The following is a 15,842-nucleotide window of genomic DNA, read 5'->3' as shown; positions in this document are numbered from 1 at the left end:
GGACGTGGGGGTATGTGCGCACGGAGCACCGAGGAAACATTGGCGTCTTTGGACTTGAGGCGTGACGCAGGGATAGCGAGTACGTACATACCCCCACGGCCCCGCCCCACAGACGAACAGAAGGCGCAGACCCGCCCAAGGCGCCCCGCGGCCCGTCAGCCCCCCAACCGCCGACCACAGTGCGGCCAAGGACTCGCCCCCCGCTGCACGTACAGCTTCTTCGCGCGGAACGTCTGTTCCGCCGCCGACGCGTCCTGCGGCCGCCCCGCCCCGCCCAGCCCCTGCCAGGTCCGCGTATCGAACTGGTAGAGCCCTCCGTACGTACCGGAGGGATCCACCGCCCCGGGCCGCCCACCCGACTCACAGCGCGCGAGCGACCCCCAGTCCAGCCCGTCCGCCCCGTCCACCGACATCGGCATCCGCTTCGTACCGACCTTCACGATCCGCTTCTGCGGCTCCCGCACCACCTCGGACTCCACCCGCCGCGGCTTCTGCCGCACGCCGTTGACGGTCCGCACCGCGTACGTGACCCGCCTGACTCCCTGCCGCCCGGCCTGCGCCACGACCTCCGTCCCGCGGAACAGCGACGCGTCCTCCGTCCTCTCCACGCCGAACGGGATCGGCTCCTCGCGCACCTCCTTCTTCCCGGTGATCCGCATGACGGTCACCGTCTGCCCGTCGCGCGGAAAGCTGTCGGGCGGGACCGACGTCGTGTCCTGCCCCCGCAGCGTCACCCCGGACTCGGCGACGGCCTCCCGCACGGTCGCCGCGTTCGTGCGGATCGTCCGTTCCCGCCCGTCCGCCATGATCGTGACGGTGCGTTCCGTGCGGACGTCGAGCGCGAGCCCGTCCCGCCCGATGCGGCTGCTGCGCGAGGCCGAGAGGTGCGCCCCTTCCGCCCGCACTCCGAGCTGCCGCAGCGCCCCGTCCACGGTCCGCGCCGTGGTCCACACCCGGCGGCGCTGCCCGTCGAGGGTGAGGTGGACGGGTCGGCCGTAGCGGACGGCGACCTCGTCGCCGCTGGCGAGGGCGGTCGTGGACGCGGGCGCGACGATGTCGTGGGCGCCGACGTCCACGCCTTCGTCGGCGAGGAGTTCACCGACGTCGTCCGCGAAGGTGTGCAGCGTGCGCGGCTTGCCGTCGACGATGAGCTGGACGGCCTTGTCGTTGGCGACGAACGCGGACGTGCCGCCCGCGAGGAAGGCGACGACGAGCGCCTGCGGCAGCAGCTTCCGGATCGCCTCGGGCCGCTCCACCGCCGCGGACTCGCCCCCGACCCCGGCCCCGGCTCCGACCCCGGCCCCGCCCCCGGAAGCCCGAGCCCCCTTGTTCCCGCTCTTCCCGCCCTTCCCGCTCTTCCCGCGCGCGGCCCGCCGCGCCACCGCCCGCCCCCCGCCGGGTGCGGACTCGGGGGAGGACGCGGACACCTGCCGCGGCAGAGTCGCGGCTTCCCAGAGCGGCAGGTCCTGGTGGTCCTGACCATGCCACTCTTCACGCTGCGCCCCACCAGACGCCACATACGGGCCGTACGAGTCATACGTCTCATACAGCTCGTACGGCTCGTATGGCGCATGCGGCTCGTACATCTCGTACGTCTCGTACTGCGAGTTGCTCACGACGACGCTCCAGGGGTCCGTACCGGGCGGACAGAACCTAGCGGAGCTCTCGTCACTCTCCAAAGCAGCACGACTACGCTGTGTCGCGACGTTGACCCGGGCCGGCCTCAGTAGGCGAACGCGCGCGCAGTGTTCGCGGCGATCGCCGTGGCCATGGCGTCCTCGTCGATGCCGCGCACCTCGGCCATGGCCCGCAGCGTGACCGGAACGAGATACGGCGCGTTGGGCCGTCCGCGGTACGGCGCGGGCGTCAGGAACGGCGCGTCGGTCTCCACGAGGACCAGTTCGAGGGGAGCGACGGCCAGCGCGTCCCGCAGGCCCTGCGCGTTCTTGAAGGTGACGTTGCCCGCGAAGGACATGAAGTAGCCGCGTTCCGCGCAGATCCGGGCCATCTCGGCGTCGCCGGAGTAGCAGTGGAAGACGGTGCGCTCGGGCGCGCCCTCTTCCTTCAGGACGCGCAGCACATCGTCGTGGGCCTCGCGATCGTGGATGACGAGCGCCTTGCCGTGCCGCTTGGCCATCTCGATGTGGGCGCGGAACGACCGTTCCTGGGCGGCCATGCCCTCGGGCCCGGTGCGGAAGTGGTCGAGGCCGGTCTCACCGACGCCGAGCACGTGGGGCAGCGCGGCGAGCCGGTCGATCTCGGCGAGCGCCTCGTCGAGGGCCGCGTCGCCGCCGGGCTCGCGGGCGCCCTGGCGGGACCAGCCGTCGGGGTCGCCGAGGACGATGCGGGGCGCTTCGTTGGGGTGGAGGGCGACGGCCGCGTGGACGCTGTCGTGCGCGGCGGCGGTGTCGGCCGCCCACCGGGACCCTCGTACGTCGCATCCCACCTGCACGACCGTCGTGACGCCGACGGCGGCGGCCTTGGCGAGGCCTTCCTCGACCGTGCCCGACTGCATGTCGAGGTGGGTGTGGGAGTCGGCGACCGCCACCCGGAGCGGTTCGGGCAGGGGCGGCGGCGCGTCGGCGTTCTTCGAAGGCATACCTCGATCCTACGAAGGACTCACCGAGCCCTTCCGGCCCGCCTACTGCCCCTTGCGGTGCTGGAAGGGATGCAGCAGATCGGCGAGGTGCCAGTGATGCCGCGCGTGCCCGCCGCCGTCACCGCCTTCACCGGCACCGCCTCCACCGTCACCGCCTCCACCGGCACCCCCGCCGGCTCCGGGTGCGACCGGGTCGACGGGCCCGGCCGGCTTCCCCACGCGGCTGCCCGCGTCCTCCCGCTGCCGCCGCATCATGTCGAGCACGGAGGACACCTGCCCGGCCCGCATGATCCGCACGACGTGGCCACCGCAGTTGAGGCACGTGGGCCGGCTCAGGGGCGACGGCACGCGGGCGCCGTCCGCCACGTACATCACGAATTCCTGGCCGTTGGCGTCCACGTGGTGCTCGATCTCGTAGGACTGTTCCCAGCCGTGGCCGCACCGCATGCAGGCGAAGGCGTACGACTCGTGCACGACGTTCAGCGCTGCGGGTGCGACATTCATCGCCGTGGTGGGGTGGCCGGTGTCTGCGATCTCACTCATGCCAGCTGCTCCTCTTGCCCGGGGGACAAGCACTGCCGGTGCGTCCCTTCAACCAGTGGACGCCTTTGTCGGAGCGAGCGCATCAGACCTGTCGAGCATTGGAGCCGATTTGGCCTTTCCTTAGGAAAGAGGCCCTGAATCAGCCTGGTGCGCGGCCCGCGCTTTGCCTTTCACGATAGTCCTTTGCCTGCCGATGGGCTCCCCCGATCCGCATTCTTTGCCGCGACGACGGCATCGAAGACCTCGCGTTTGGGAAGGCCCGCGTCGGCGGCCACCGCGGCGATCGCCTCCTTGCGCCGCTCCCCCGCCTCCTCGCGCACCCGCACCCTGCGCACCAGCTCATCAGGGGTGAGTTCGGCGGCGCTTTTCTCGGGGGCGCCCTCGACGACGACGGTGATCTCGCCGCGCACGCCGTCGGCGGCCCACTCGGCGAGTTCCTTGAGCGAACCGCGCTTGACCTCTTCGTACGTCTTGGTCAGCTCGCGGCAGACCGCGGCTCTGCGCTCCTCGCCGAACGCCTCGGCCATCGCGGCCAGCGTGTCGTCGATGCGGTGCGGGGCCTCGAAGTAGACGAGCGTCCTACGGTCCTCCGCGACCTCCTTCAGGCGCGAGAGGCGCTCGCCCGCCTTGCGCGGCAGGAACCCCTCGAAGCAGAAGCGGTCCACGGGCAGCCCGGACAGGGCGAGGGCGGTCAGCACTGCGGAGGGTCCCGGCACGGCCGTCACCCGCACGTCCCGCTCCACGGCGGCGGCCACGAGGCGGTATCCGGGGTCGGAGACGGACGGCATGCCCGCGTCCGTCACGAGCAGCACGCGCGCGCCGCCCACCAGCGCCTCGACCAGCTCGGGGGTGCGCGCCGACTCGTTGCCCTCGAAGTACGAGACGACCCGGCCGCCGACCTGCACCCCGAGCGCCTGGGTGAGCCTGCGGAGGCGCCGGGTGTCCTCGGCGGCGACGACGTCGGCCGCCTCCAGTTCGGCGGCGAGCCGCGGCGGGGCGTCGGCGACGTCGCCGATGGGGGTGCCCGCGAGGACGAGGGTTCCGGGGGAATCTGCGCTTCCTGTCACGGATCCATCCTCGCAGGGCCCACGGACGGGACTCGCACAGTCTGGTTCCCTACGATGGCGCGGTGACCAGTACCGCGTCTTCCCCGGACACCCGCGAGGGCCAGACAGCCGAGGAGCAGCAGCCCTCGTGGCAGCGGCGGCTGCGCCGATTCGGCCATGCGGCGCGGCCCAGAGAGGACGTCAGGGCGCGTCTCGTGCCTCCGTACACGGAGCCGAGCCCCCGCCTGTGGATGACGCTCGGCCTGTCGAAGCCGGCCGCCGGCCAGGTGACGCGCTGGTCCGGCTGGGTCGGTCCGCTGCTGATCACGCTCGTCGCCGGGGTGACGCGGTTCTGGAACCTCGGCAATCCGAAGGCCGTGATATTCGACGAGACGTATTACGCGAAGGACGCCTGGGCGCTCATCCACCGCGGCTTCGAGGTCAACTGGCCGGAGAAGGTCAACGACGACGTCCTGCGGCAGGGCGGCGACATCGCGATCCCGCACGACGCGGCGTACGTGGTGCATCCGCCGGTCGGCAAGTACGTGATCGGTGCCGGCGAGTGGCTGTTCGGCTTCGACCCGTTCGGCTGGCGGTTCATGACGGCGGTGCTCGGCACGCTGTCGGTGCTGATGCTCTGCCGGATCGGGCGGCGGCTGTTCCGCTCGACGTTCCTGGGGTGCCTGGCGGGCGCGCTGCTCACGGTGGACGGCCTGCACTTCGTGATGAGCCGGACCGCGCTGCTCGACCAGGTCCTGATGTTCTTCGTGCTCGCCGCGTTCGGGTGCTTCCTGATCGACCGGGACAAGGCGCGGGCGAGACTGGCCGCGGCGCTGCCGGCGGACCCCGACAGCGCGGACGGGATCGTACGGCCGGACGCGTACGTCGCGGAGACGACCCGCCTGGGGTGGCGGCCGTGGCGGTGGGCGGCCGGGCTCTGTCTGGGGCTCGCCTTCGGCACGAAGTGGAACGGCCTGTACGTCATGGTCTTCCTCTGCCTGCTGACCGTGTTCTGGGACGTGGGCGCGCGCCGGGTGGCCGGCGCCGCGCGGCCCTACCGCGCGGTCCTGCGGCGGGACGTGTTCCCCGCGTTCGTGTCGACGGTGCCGGTGGCCCTCGCCGTGTACGTCCTGTCCTGGCTCGGCTGGATCCTGTCGCCGACGAACGGCAAGGGCGGCTACTACCGCAATTGGGCGGCGACGGACGGGAAGGGCGGCGACTGGACGTGGCTGCCCGACTGGGTGCGCAGCCTGTGGCACTACGAGCACGCGGTGTACGAGTTCCATGTGGGCCTGTCGTCGCCGCACACCTATCAGTCCAACCCGTGGAGCTGGATCGTCGACGGCCGGCCCGTCTCGTACTTCTACGAGTCGCCGCTGCCCGGCAAGGACGGCTGCCCGCCCGGCACCACGGAGAAGTGCGCCCGCGAGGTCCTCGCGCTCGGCACGCCGATGCTGTGGTGGGTGGGGGCCTTCGCGCTGCTGTACGTCCTGTGGCGGTGGGTGTTCCGCCGCGACTGGCGGGCGGGCGCGATCCTGTGCGGCGTCCTCGCGGGTTATCTGCCCTGGTTCTTCTACCAGGAGCGGACGATCTTCTACTTCTACGCGGTCGTCTTCGTGCCGTTCCTGTGTCTCGCGGTGGCGATGATGATCGGCGCGATTCTGGGGCCGCCGGGGTCGAGCGAGCGGCGCCGGATGGCGGGTGCGGCCGCTTCGGGTGTTCTCGTACTGCTCATCATCTGGAATTTCATCTACTTCTGGCCGATCTACACCGGCACCGCGATCCCCATCGATTCATGGCGTTCTCGAATGTGGCTGGATACGTGGGTGTGACGCACGGGTGCAACGCATCGGTGTAACGCATCGGTGTAACGCACACCATGGACACCTTCGGATAACAGCAGTGCCGTAATCCACTCCCTCCCCTTAAGGTTCATGGCGAACCTGGGGAGGGGAGCGCATCGTGCGCAAAGGGGTAAAAGTCGCGCTGGTCGGCGGGGTGTTCACCGTGATGGTGGGGGGCGCAGGGTACGGCGCGTACAACTTGGTGAACGGGGTCACCGGGGGCGGCGGTTCGCCGGATTCAGGGCCTGCCGCCGTGCAGACCGGGCCGCCCACGAGCGGCGAGGTCCGCGAGACCGCGCGGAAGTTCCTGGCGGCGTGGGCCGAGGGTGATGCCGCGCAGGCCTCCGGCTACACGAACAACGCCAGGGCGGCGGCCGAGGCCCTGACCGGCTACCGCGAGGACGCGCACCTGACGAAGGTGAAGCTGACGCCCAAGCAGGCGTCGGGCGCCCGCGTGCCGTTCTCCGTGTCGGCGACGGTGTCGTACAAGGGGAAGAGCAAGCCCTTCACGTACGACTCGCAGCTCACCGTCGTACGCGGTGAGACCACGGGGCGCCCGCTCGTCGACTGGTCCGTGTCCGTCGTCCACCCCTCTCTGGAGAAGGGCGACACCCTCGTGACGGGCGAGGCCACCGCCCCGCCCATCCAGGCCGTGGACCGCGCGGGCACCGTCCTGCGCCGGAAGGACTACCCCTCGCTCGGGCCGGTCCTGGACACCCTGCGCACGAAGTACGGCGAGAGGGCGGGCGGCAAGCCGGGCGTGGAGCTGTACATCCAGCCCGAGAACGCCGGGAGTACGGACGCGGCGGCCCGGACGCTGCTCACTCTCTCCAAGGGCAGGCCGGGCAAGCTGCCCACGACGCTGAGCGCGGGCATGCAGAAGGCGGCCGAGCAGGCGGTGCTGCGGAGCGACGAGTCGTCCGTGGTGGCGGTGAAGCCGAGCACCGGCGAGATACTCGCGGTCGCCAACAACCGCAAGGACGCGTTCAACGCGGCGTTCGAGGGCCAGGTGGCGCCCGGCTCCACGATGAAGATCCTCACGGCGGCGATGTTCCTCGACAAGGGTGTCACCAAGGCGGACGGCCCCGCGCCGTGCCCGGCCACCGCGACCTGGCAGAGCCAGACCATCAGCAACCTGAAGGGCATGGTCCCGAACGAGTCCGCGACGTTCTCGGAGAGCTTCGCGCGCTCCTGCAACACGGCGTTCGTGAAGCTCATCGACGAGGAGGGCATCACGGACGCGTCCCTCACCGAGGAGGCGCGGGACAACTTCGGCCTGGGCAGGGACGACTGGCAGGTCGGCGTCAGGACCTTCGACGGTTCCGTCCCCGAGTCCGCGGGACCCGACCGTGCGACGAACGCCATCGGCCAGGGTGAGGTCCAGATGAACCCCCTGAACATGGCGTCGGTCACGGCGACGGCGATGACGGGCGCCTTCCGGCAGCCGGTGATCGTGCCGAAGTCCCTCGACGACCGCGAACTGGCCACCGCCCGTGGCCTGCGCGCCTCCACCGTCCAGCAGCTGCGCCAGATGATGCACCGCACGGCGGTCAGCGGCACCGGCGCGCGCGCCATGGCAGGCCTCGGCAGCGATGTCGGCGCGAAGACCGGGTCGGCCGAGGTCGACGGCCAGAAGAAGTCGGACAGCTGGTTCACCGGCTACCGGGGCGACGTCGCGGTGGCCGCGATGGCGCAGCGCGGCGGGCACGGCGGTGACTCGGCGGGGCCGATCGTGGCGGCGGTGCTGGGCGCAGGGTAATCGGTCCGGCGGTGCGTCGCCCGGCCGGGCGAGGAAGTGGTCGAGGGCTTCTCCGTACGCCTCTAAGGTGGCCTTCCGGTGAGGAGCCGGGGGTTCTGGTGAAGAGCCGGGGGTTCTGGGGAACTGCGGAGGGTTTGTGGGCAATCGAAGGCGCGCCGCCGAGCGCAAGAGCGTCGGTGTCAGGAACGTGAAGGTGCACCCGGGTGTGCTCGGCGGGGCTGCGGTCGTGGTCGTGTGCGGTGTGGGGGCCACCGCGTTCGCGCTGTCCGGCGGTGCCGGTTCCGGCGGGGACGGTTCCGTCGACGGGAAGCCGGTGGCTTCCGGGCCGCCGACGGCCGCCGAAGTCCGCACCACGGCGCGGGCGTTCCTCGCCGCGTGGGCCGAGGGCGACGTGGCCCGTGCGGCCGCGCTCACGGACGACCGCGCGGCGGCGAAGAAGGCCCTGACGTCCTACCGCGAGGACGGCCGCTTCACGAAGACCGGCCTGACGCCCGGCAAGCGGTCGGGCGCCGAGGTGCCGTTCAAGGCGGCCACCACCGTCTCGTACAAGGGAAAGAGCAAACCCTTCTCGTACGAGTCCGAACTCACCGTCGTCCGCAGGAAGAGCGACGGCAGGCCGCTGGTCGGCTGGCGTCCTTCGGTGCTGCACCCCGAGCTGAAGAAGGGTGACCGGCTGGTCACCGGCGAGGCGGGCGACCCGCCGATCAAGGCGGTGGACCGGGACGGCGCCGAGCTGACGGCGGCGAAGTACCCGTCGCTGGGCACGGTGCTGGACGGGCTGCGCGAGAAGTACGGCAAGAAGGCGGGCGGCACGGCGGGCGTCGAGCTGCGGGTGGTGCGGGCGGAGCAGGCGGAGGGGGCGGAGCGGGCGGAGCGGGCGGGCAAGCCCGGGGCGAAGAAGGGCGACGACGCGAAGTCGACGCCGGACAAGACGCTGCTGACCCTCTCCCCCGGCACTCCGGGCACGCTGAAGACGACGTTCAGCGGCTCGCTCCAGTCGGCGGCCGAACGGGAGACGGCCAAGCGGAAACGGGCGTCCGTCGTCGTGCTGAAGCCGAGCACCGGCGAGATCCTGGCCGCCGCGAACTCCACGCCCGCCGGCTTCAACACGGCGTTCCAGGGGTCCATCGCGCCCGGCTCGACGATGAAGGTCGTCAGCGCGTCGATGCTCCTGGAGAAGAAGCTCGCCGGGGTCGACAAGAAGCACCCGTGCCCCAAGTACGAGACGTACGGCGGCTGGAAGTTCCAGAACGACGACAAGTTCCAGATCAAGAACGGCACGTTCAGGGCGAGCTTCGCGCGGTCCTGCAACACGGCTTTCATCAGCCAGGCCAAGAAGCTGGATGACGACTCCCTGACCAAGCAGGCCCAGGAGGTCTTCGGACTCGGCCGCGACGACTGGTCGATCGGCGTGCCGTCCTTCGACGGGGCGGTGCCGGTGCAGAGCGACGCCCAGATGGCGGCCTCGCTCATCGGCCAGGGCGGCGTGCGCATGAACCCCCTCAACATGGCGTCGGTCGCGGCGACGGTGAAGTCGGGCACGTTCAAGCAGCCCTACCTGGTCTCGCCCGACGTCGACGACCGCACCCTGGCGACGGCGCCGCGCAAGATGTCGGGCGCGACGGCGGCGGCCCTGCGGGAGCTGATGCACTACACGGCGGTCGCGGGCACGGCGGTCGAGCCGATGTCGGGCCTCGGCTCCGACATGGGCGCGAAGACGGGTTCGGCGGAGGTCGACGGCCAGAAGAAGCCCAACGGCTGGTTCACCGCGTACCGCGGCGACCTCGCGTCGGCGGCGGTCGTCCAGGAGGGCGGGCACGGCGGGGACTCGGCGGGGCCGGTGGTGCGGGCGATGCTGCGGGCCGGGGGCTGAGGGGGGGCCGAGGCGCGGCAGGACGGGGCTGAGGCACCCCGCACCGGAGGACGCTGTCCGCTATACGGATACGTGGTCGCGTGCCCCATGCACGGACCGCTAGCGTGCCGGGCATGAGCGCAACAGCACCCGAGTCATCCGGCGCGCCCGAGTCGTCCGGCCCCTCCGGCGCGCCCGGCGCGTCCGGCGCGTCCGACGCCCATCCCCGGTTCGCCGAGGCCCTGCGGGAACTGGGCCTCGGCGAACTGCTTCCGCAGGTCCGCCGCTTCCCGGACCAGACCCGTACGGCGGCCGAGGCGGCCGCGGCCATCGGCTGCGAGCTGAGCCAGATCTGCAAGTCCCTGATCTTCGCGGCGGACGGCGTCCCCGTCCTCGTCCTGATGGACGGCGCGTCCCGTGTCGACCTGGACCTCGTGCGCCGGGAGCTCGGCGCCGGGAAGGTCACCCGCGCCAAGGCGGACGTCGTCCGCGAGACCACCGGCTACGCGATCGGCGGCGTACCGCCCTTCGGCCACGCGACGCGGACCCGCGTCCTCGCCGACCGCTCCCTCCTCGGCCACGACGTGGTGTGGGCGGCGGCCGGCACGCCCTACGCGGTCTTCCCGCTGCCGCCCGAGACGCTGATCGCCCACGCGGGCGGCACGCTGGTGGACGTGCGAGAGATCGCGGAGTGACCGCGCGAGTCCGCGGAGTGACCGCGCGAGCCTGCGAGGCGGCCGCGCGAGCCCGCGAGGTGGCTGTACGAGCCCGCGAGGCGGCTTCACGAGACCGCGACGTGGCCGCACGAGACCGCGAGGTGGCTTCACAAGTCCGCGGGGTGGCCGCACGAGACCGCGAGGTGGCCGCACGAGACCGCGAGGTGGCCGCACGAGCCCAAAAGGTGGCTTCACGAGACCGCGAGGTGGCCGCACGAGACCGCGAAGCGGCTTCACAAGTCCGCGAGGTGGCCGCACGAGACCGCGAGGTGGCCGCACGAGACCGCGAGGTGGCCGCACGGGTCCGCGAAGCGGCTTCACAAGTCCGCGAGGTGGTCGTGTGACCCCGCTGGTCGCGACGGCCGTCCTGCTCGCCGCCGTCACACACGCGAGCTGGAACGCGATCGCCCACCACATCACGGACAAGCTGGTCGGCTTCACCCTCATATCCGGCGGCGGCACGCTGATCGGCCTGCTCCTGGCCCCCTTCGTGGCGATCCCGGACGCCGGGGCGTGGCCCTACCTGCTCCTCTCCGCCGCCATCCACGTCGGCTACTACGCCCTGCTCATGAAGTCCTTCAAGCTCGGCGACTTCGGCCAGGCGTACCCGATCGCGCGCGGCACGGCGCCGCTGGTCGTCACCGTCCTCGCGGCGCTCTTCGCGGGCGAGGTCCCCGACGGCTGGCAGGCGGCGGGCGTCGCGGTCTCGTGCGCGGGCCTGACGGGGCTCGCCCTGTGGGGCATACGGGGTACGGGGCGCCGCCCGGACTGGACGGCGATCGGCGCGGCGCTCGCGACGGGCGTCTCCATCGCGGCGTACACGGTGGTGGACGGCCTGGGCGTCCGCGCGTCCGGCTCCTCCATGGGCTACATCGCGTGGCTGATGATCCTGGAGGGCATCGCGGTCCCGCTGTACGCGGCGTACCGCTGGCGCGGCGAACTGGTCACTCGCCTCCGCCCGTTCGCCCCGGTCGGCCTCCTCGGCGCGGCCCTCTCGGTCTCTGCGTACGGCCTGGTCCTCTGGGCCCAGACGAAGGCGGACCTGGCCCCGATCTCCGCGCTCCGCGAATCCTCGATCATCGTCGGCGCGGCAATCGGCGCGATCTTCTTCAAGGAACGGTTCGGGGCGCCGCGGCTGGTGGCGGCGGGGTTGATGGTGGCGGGGATCGGGTTGATGCTGCACGCGGGGTAGTTCCGTCGGCGGTCCGCGGTTCGGTGACTCGCCGCCCGCCACCCGGCGGGGGTGGCGACGCGGGGCGAGCCATCGCCCGCGCCGCACCACCACCCCTTCCCCTATATCTCTATGTCCCGTTCACGGGCACAGGTGCCGAGACCTCCGCCCACACCGCCTTCCCGGGCCCGTCCCGCTCGGCGACATCCCACCGGTCGGCGAAGGCCGCGACGAGGAACAGCCCGCGCCCCGAGCACGTGTCGTCACTCGGCAACGGCATCGGCGGCGGCAGCTCACAGCCGGCATCGTGCACCTCGATCCGCACGCCACCGGACATCCGCAGATAGCGGGTCTCGATCTCCCGCCCGTCGGGCACGTTTCCGTGCAGGACGGCATTGCCGAACAACTCCGACAGGACGAGCAGCGCGGCATCCTCGGCACCGCTCAACTCCCAGTCGGCAAGGGTCTTCCGCAGCCCTTCTCGAGCCCGTCCTACGGATCGGGGGTGGCAGGGCCACCGGACTACGACCGTCTCGCCCGCTCCTCCATCCATCAGGCCAACTCCATGCCGTGGATGAACTTCGGTCCGACATCGACGCCGTGCACGGCCAGCCACAACGCCCGTCTCCGCCGCCGCTGCAACCGCAGCTCGTCGGCTACGAGGTAGGGCCGGACGATCGCGTTGTCCTCTCCGTTGAGCAGGTCCACCTCGACGTGCAGCGAGGGCTGCCCGAACCCGTTGTCCGGACAGGTCAGTCCACCTCTATGACGCCCTGTCGCAGGAAACAGGAACCGCAACAGCGGTTCGAGGAGACGGGCGATATGGTCTGTCATGTCAGCGCTCCTCCAAGCGTTGGCCATGCCCCCGGACGCCGCGTCGCGTCGCGGGGGTCTTGTCGATCAGTGCGGCACGCAGCCACATAGACACCTCACGGTGACGACTGCATCACAGTGAGCGACACCTACCAGCCTGCACCCGAAGCGATTCGAACTGCAACCGAACCGCTTGGAAACATTTCCAAGTTGCCAGTCGGCTCTAGTCTTGACCCGCAACGCACCGTGCAAGGGGGCTCACATGTCGCAGCCACGACCCACCGTCCGCCGTCGCCGCCTGGCGTCCCTCCTCGTCGAACTGCGCGAAACAGCAGGGAAGTCGATGGAGGAGGCCGCAGATCGCATCGGTTGCCACAAGACGAAGATCAGCCGCATCGAGAACGCTCGGCTCGGCATCTCGCTGGGCGAGTTGCGGGACCTGCTCACGTTCTATGGCGTCGAAGACGACTCGTACGTTGAGGAATTGGTGAAACTGGCCCGCCGAGGCGGAGAGCCCGGCTGGTCCCGGCATCTGGGAGCGACACTTCCGTCGTACGCGGACCACATCGACTACGAGCAGACATCTGACTACATCCGCTCGTATCAGCCCCTCCTGATCGCCGGCCTGGCACAGACGCCTGACTACGCGCGGGAGTTGTATCGCAGCAACCCCGAAATGCTGAGCAACTCCCGGGTGAACGACCTGGTCGACACCCGCATGCAGCGCCAGGAGATCCTGGACAAGGACGATGCGCCCAGGCTCACCGTCATCGAAGGGGAGGCAGCGCTACGGAGCCGGGTCGGCGGCCCGAACGTCATGAAGCAACAACTCGACCGGCTGGCCGAACTCGCAGACCGACCGAACATCGAGGTCCAGGTACTCCCCCTCGATTCCGGGGCCCATGTGGGCTTGTTGGGCGCGTTCGTGGTTTTCGGATTCCCCACCCCGGCCTTCTCCGATGTGGTCTGTGTCGAGCACGTAACCGGGAGCCTGCACATGGAGACCAAGGCGGAGACTGAGCGATATACGCTCGCCTTCGACTCGTTGAGATCGGCGGCGTTGAGCCCTGCAGCCAGCCTCGGCCTCCTCCGGCAAATCCAAGACGAGCTGTAACTATCGGGAATACGAGGTGCCTGACATGTTTGCCTCCGAACTCAGCGGCGCCATATGGCAGAAGAGCAGCTACAGCGGTGGCGGGTCCTCCGGCGGTGACTGCGTGGAGATCGCCGCCCTCCCCCGCCGCACCGCCGTCCGCGACAGCAAGACTCCAAGCGGCCCTGCGCTCGCCTTCACGCCCACCGCGTGGAGCGGCTTCATCACGGGAATCAAGTCGGCGCCACCCCGGTAGCCGGGGGTGAGCCACGCACCTGTGTGGCGCCGGCCGCCATGTCCCCCGAGGAGAGCTCTGCTCGAATTCAGCGCCTCCTCAACACCACATCGCATGAGACGGATGACAGCCCGTGAACCCCGAGATCGTCACCGAGTTCCGTAAGTCGTCCTACTCGGATCAGCAGGGCGACTGCCTGGAGATCGCGCACACCAGTACCGGCGGACGTGCCATACGCGACAGCAAGAACCCGGGGGGACCGATCCTCACCTTCCCCGGAGAAGCCTGGGGCGAGTTCGTCATGGGGCTCGGGTCAGCCCTCCCCAGGTAACCGAAGGCGACCACGCACGGGGGTCGCCGTCCCCCTGAGGAGCTTCATGCCCGACGAGCCGACGACAGCGGCTGAGTACTGGGACAAGTACAAGCCTCACAAGGGAGCCGGGCCGCAACCCGTGCCACGGGCGGACCGCTTCGAGTGGACCCAGTACCCCGGTCACGGGCCCGGCGCGGAAGTCCTCGGCGGTCCCCGCCGTGCCCTCGAACTGGGGCCCGCCGAAGGCAAGGAAGCCGCCCACCTGGCGCGCCGGGGCGTGGACGTGACGGCGGTCGACTTCTCCTCGGTCCAGGTCGAACGGGCCCGGTCGCTGTGGCAGAGCACTCCCGGGCTGTCCTTCGTCCATGGGGAAGCGTGCGCGTTTCTCGCCGCCGACGTCACGGCGTACGACGCCATCTACTCGGTGTGGGGCGCCGTGTGGTTCACAGAGCCGGAACAACTGTTGCCGGCCGTCGCCGAGCGTCTTGCCCCTGGTGGTGTTTTCGCGTTCTCCCACGCCGAACCCGTCACCGATTCCTACGGCCCCCAGCGGATGGGCGGCAAGTGGCTCGAAGGCCGCGAGCACCAGCTCACCGTGCTGCGCTGGCAGTTCAGCCCCGAGATGTGGGCGGGCATCCTCAAGCGGCACGGCTTCACCGGCATCGACGCCCACATCCTCGAGGCTCCCGAACCGGGAGGTCCGGGCACCCTCATGGTGCGTGCGCAGAGGCCCCGACAAGACCCGCGGCGCCCCTCTCGGAGCAGCTCAGTCCAGTGCGAGTCGCGCGACCGGCAGGACCGCGCAGCGGCGGCAGGCGCGGGCCGAGGTCGCCACGACGGCGTGGGAGGCGGCGGCCAGGGTTCCGGCGGCGGCGAGCAGAGGCCAGTTCGTCGTCAAGGCGGCTGCCGTGGCGAGGGCCAGGGTCGCGACGGCCATCGCGGCGCTCGCGGTGGTGCCGGCCCAGGCGACCACGAGGGGCAGCCGGTGCGGGGCCCGGTCCGGAGTGGGCAGTCGGCGCGCGAGGGGACCGGTCGCGGCCAGCGTCGCCGCGGCGAGCAGGGCGGCGAGGGTCGCGACGAAGGCGAGGTGGACGGCCAGGAGTTGTGCCGCGTGCGGCAGTTGCCAGGACCAGGCCGGTGCACCGCCCGCCGTACGCGCCAGGTGCCAGCAGGCGACCAGGAACGGTGCGGTGAGCGCGACCGTACGGGCGGTGTGCCGGGCCTGTGCGACGGTCAGCTCGCGCTGGCAGGCGGGGACGAGTTCGTCGACGGTACCGAACTCCCGTACCGCCAGGCGGGCCGCCTCCTCCTCGTCCGCTCCCGCCTCGGCGTGGACGGCCGCCGTGTCCACGAGGCCGTCGCGCATCTCCTCGACCAGCCGGGACTTGGCCTTGGCCGGACCGTGCAGGGCGGCGGTCAGCGCGGCGACGTGTTCGTCGATGGGGCTCACGTGGCGAGTCCAGGTCGCGTGCCCGGCTGCGCGCCGGGGTTCAGGACCGAGCCGATCGCTGCCGTGAACTCGCTCCACGCCGCCCGTTCACCGGCGAGCGTGGCGCGTCCCGCGTCGGTGAGTTCGTAGGCCCTGCGGCGTCGTTCGCCCGCCGCCGACTCCCAGCTGCTGCTGAGCAGGCCGAGGCGCTCCAGGCGGTTCAGCGCCGGGTAGATCGTTCCCGTACGCAGCTCTAGCGCGCCCCCGCTGCGGCGCTGCACCGCCGCGATGATCGCGTACCCGTGCAGCGGGCCCGGTTCCAGCACGGCCAGCAGCAGTCCGTCGAGGTGCCCTCGCACCGCATCCGCCTTCATGAGTAGGCAGCCTACACAAAGGTGGTGTTGGCAGTGTATGTATTGGCAGCCAACA

16 protein-coding genes and 1 pseudogene are annotated in these 15,842 nt (G+C 71.0%); 9 read left to right on the top strand and 8 right to left on the bottom strand.

What is annotated here, in order from left to right:
- Window positions 1-155 precede the first annotated feature (155 nt).
- From AB0N81_RS04800 to rsmI, 4 genes are all read right to left on the bottom strand, one after another.
- On the bottom strand, window positions 156-1,616 hold the full coding sequence (locus AB0N81_RS04800; protein ID WP_365355639.1) for a ubiquitin-like domain-containing protein: 1,461 nt from the start codon (window positions 1,614-1,616) through the stop codon (window positions 156-158).
- 107 nt (window positions 1,617-1,723) lie between these two features.
- Complete coding sequence (locus AB0N81_RS04795; protein ID WP_365355638.1) at window positions 1,724-2,599, bottom strand: TatD family hydrolase; 876 nt, start codon at window positions 2,597-2,599, stop codon at window positions 1,724-1,726.
- A 42-nt stretch (window positions 2,600-2,641) separates the two neighbouring features.
- Window positions 2,642-3,142 carry a hypothetical protein gene (locus tag AB0N81_RS04790; protein ID WP_365355636.1) on the bottom strand — a complete coding sequence of 167 codons (501 nt, stop codon included), beginning with the start codon at window positions 3,140-3,142 and terminating at the stop codon, window positions 2,642-2,644.
- Between the two features lie 170 nt (window positions 3,143-3,312).
- Entirely contained in the window at window positions 3,313-4,209 is an 897-nt protein-coding gene (gene rsmI, locus AB0N81_RS04785; protein WP_365355635.1) for a 16S rRNA (cytidine(1402)-2'-O)-methyltransferase, read from the bottom strand.
- Window positions 4,210-4,271: 62 nt separating this feature from the next.
- Here rsmI and AB0N81_RS04780 point away from each other — a divergent pair, with 62 nt between their 5' ends.
- The 5 genes from AB0N81_RS04780 to AB0N81_RS04760 all read left to right on the top strand — a co-directional run bounded on the left by AB0N81_RS04780 (window position 4,272) and on the right by AB0N81_RS04760 (window position 11,551).
- On the top strand, window positions 4,272-6,020 hold the full coding sequence (locus tag AB0N81_RS04780) for a phospholipid carrier-dependent glycosyltransferase (protein ID WP_365355633.1): 1,749 nt from the start codon (window positions 4,272-4,274) through the stop codon (window positions 6,018-6,020).
- A 130-nt stretch (window positions 6,021-6,150) separates the two neighbouring features.
- Window positions 6,151-7,791, top strand: a complete 1,641-nt coding sequence (locus AB0N81_RS04775) for a penicillin-binding transpeptidase domain-containing protein (RefSeq protein WP_365355632.1) — start codon at window positions 6,151-6,153, stop codon at window positions 7,789-7,791.
- 187 nt (window positions 7,792-7,978) lie between these two features.
- A complete protein-coding gene (locus AB0N81_RS04770; RefSeq protein WP_365355686.1) occupies window positions 7,979-9,664 on the top strand; it encodes a penicillin-binding transpeptidase domain-containing protein in 1,686 nt (561 codons plus the stop codon).
- Between the two features lie 113 nt (window positions 9,665-9,777).
- Window positions 9,778-10,338: a YbaK/EbsC family protein gene (locus tag AB0N81_RS04765; protein ID WP_365355631.1), complete on the top strand. Its 561-nt coding sequence runs from the start codon at window positions 9,778-9,780 to the stop codon at window positions 10,336-10,338.
- Window positions 10,339-10,369: 31 nt separating this feature from the next.
- Window positions 10,370-11,551, top strand: a complete 1,182-nt coding sequence (locus tag AB0N81_RS04760; RefSeq protein WP_365355684.1) for a DMT family transporter — start codon at window positions 10,370-10,372, stop codon at window positions 11,549-11,551.
- A 109-nt stretch (window positions 11,552-11,660) separates the two neighbouring features.
- Here the strand turns inward: AB0N81_RS04760 and AB0N81_RS04755 are convergent, their stop codons facing one another.
- Complete coding sequence (locus AB0N81_RS04755; RefSeq protein ID WP_365355630.1) at window positions 11,661-12,083, bottom strand: ATP-binding protein; 423 nt, start codon at window positions 12,081-12,083, stop codon at window positions 11,661-11,663.
- Window positions 12,083-12,364 (bottom strand): hypothetical protein, encoded by a 282-nt coding sequence (locus AB0N81_RS04750; RefSeq protein WP_365355628.1) that lies wholly within the window; start codon window positions 12,362-12,364, stop codon window positions 12,083-12,085. The genes AB0N81_RS04755 and AB0N81_RS04750 overlap by 1 nt, the downstream gene beginning before the upstream one ends.
- Window positions 12,365-12,605: 241 nt before the next feature.
- On the opposite strand from AB0N81_RS04750, the gene AB0N81_RS04745 reads away from it, so the two are divergent.
- From AB0N81_RS04745 to AB0N81_RS04730, 4 genes and pseudogenes are all read left to right on the top strand, one after another.
- A complete protein-coding gene (locus tag AB0N81_RS04745; protein ID WP_365355627.1) occupies window positions 12,606-13,457 on the top strand; it encodes a helix-turn-helix transcriptional regulator in 852 nt (283 codons plus the stop codon).
- Window positions 13,458-13,482: 25 nt separating this feature from the next.
- Window positions 13,483-13,692 (top strand): DUF397 domain-containing protein, encoded by a 210-nt coding sequence (locus AB0N81_RS04740; protein WP_365355626.1) that lies wholly within the window; start codon window positions 13,483-13,485, stop codon window positions 13,690-13,692.
- A 112-nt stretch (window positions 13,693-13,804) separates the two neighbouring features.
- A complete protein-coding gene (locus AB0N81_RS04735) occupies window positions 13,805-14,002 on the top strand; it encodes a DUF397 domain-containing protein (RefSeq protein ID WP_365355625.1) in 198 nt (65 codons plus the stop codon).
- A 46-nt stretch (window positions 14,003-14,048) separates the two neighbouring features.
- Window positions 14,049-14,633, top strand: a pseudogene (locus AB0N81_RS04730) (class I SAM-dependent methyltransferase); the annotation flags it as partial.
- Between the two features lie 117 nt (window positions 14,634-14,750).
- On the opposite strand, the gene AB0N81_RS04725 reads toward AB0N81_RS04730, so the two are convergent.
- Window positions 14,751-15,434, bottom strand: a complete 684-nt coding sequence (locus tag AB0N81_RS04725; RefSeq protein ID WP_365355623.1) for a permease prefix domain 1-containing protein — start codon at window positions 15,432-15,434, stop codon at window positions 14,751-14,753.
- On the bottom strand, window positions 15,431-15,787 hold the full coding sequence (locus tag AB0N81_RS04720; RefSeq protein ID WP_365355622.1) for a helix-turn-helix transcriptional regulator: 357 nt from the start codon (window positions 15,785-15,787) through the stop codon (window positions 15,431-15,433). Before AB0N81_RS04720 ends, AB0N81_RS04725 begins: the two co-directional genes overlap by 4 nt.
- Window positions 15,788-15,842: the final 55 nt, after the last annotated feature.

The sequence above is a fragment of the Streptomyces sp. NPDC093510 genome (genome assembly GCF_040683555.1).
Classification (GTDB): domain Bacteria; phylum Actinomycetota; class Actinomycetes; order Streptomycetales; family Streptomycetaceae; genus Streptomyces.
Note: the sequence above shows the minus strand (reverse complement) of the source record. Positions and strands in the feature narration are given on the sequence as shown.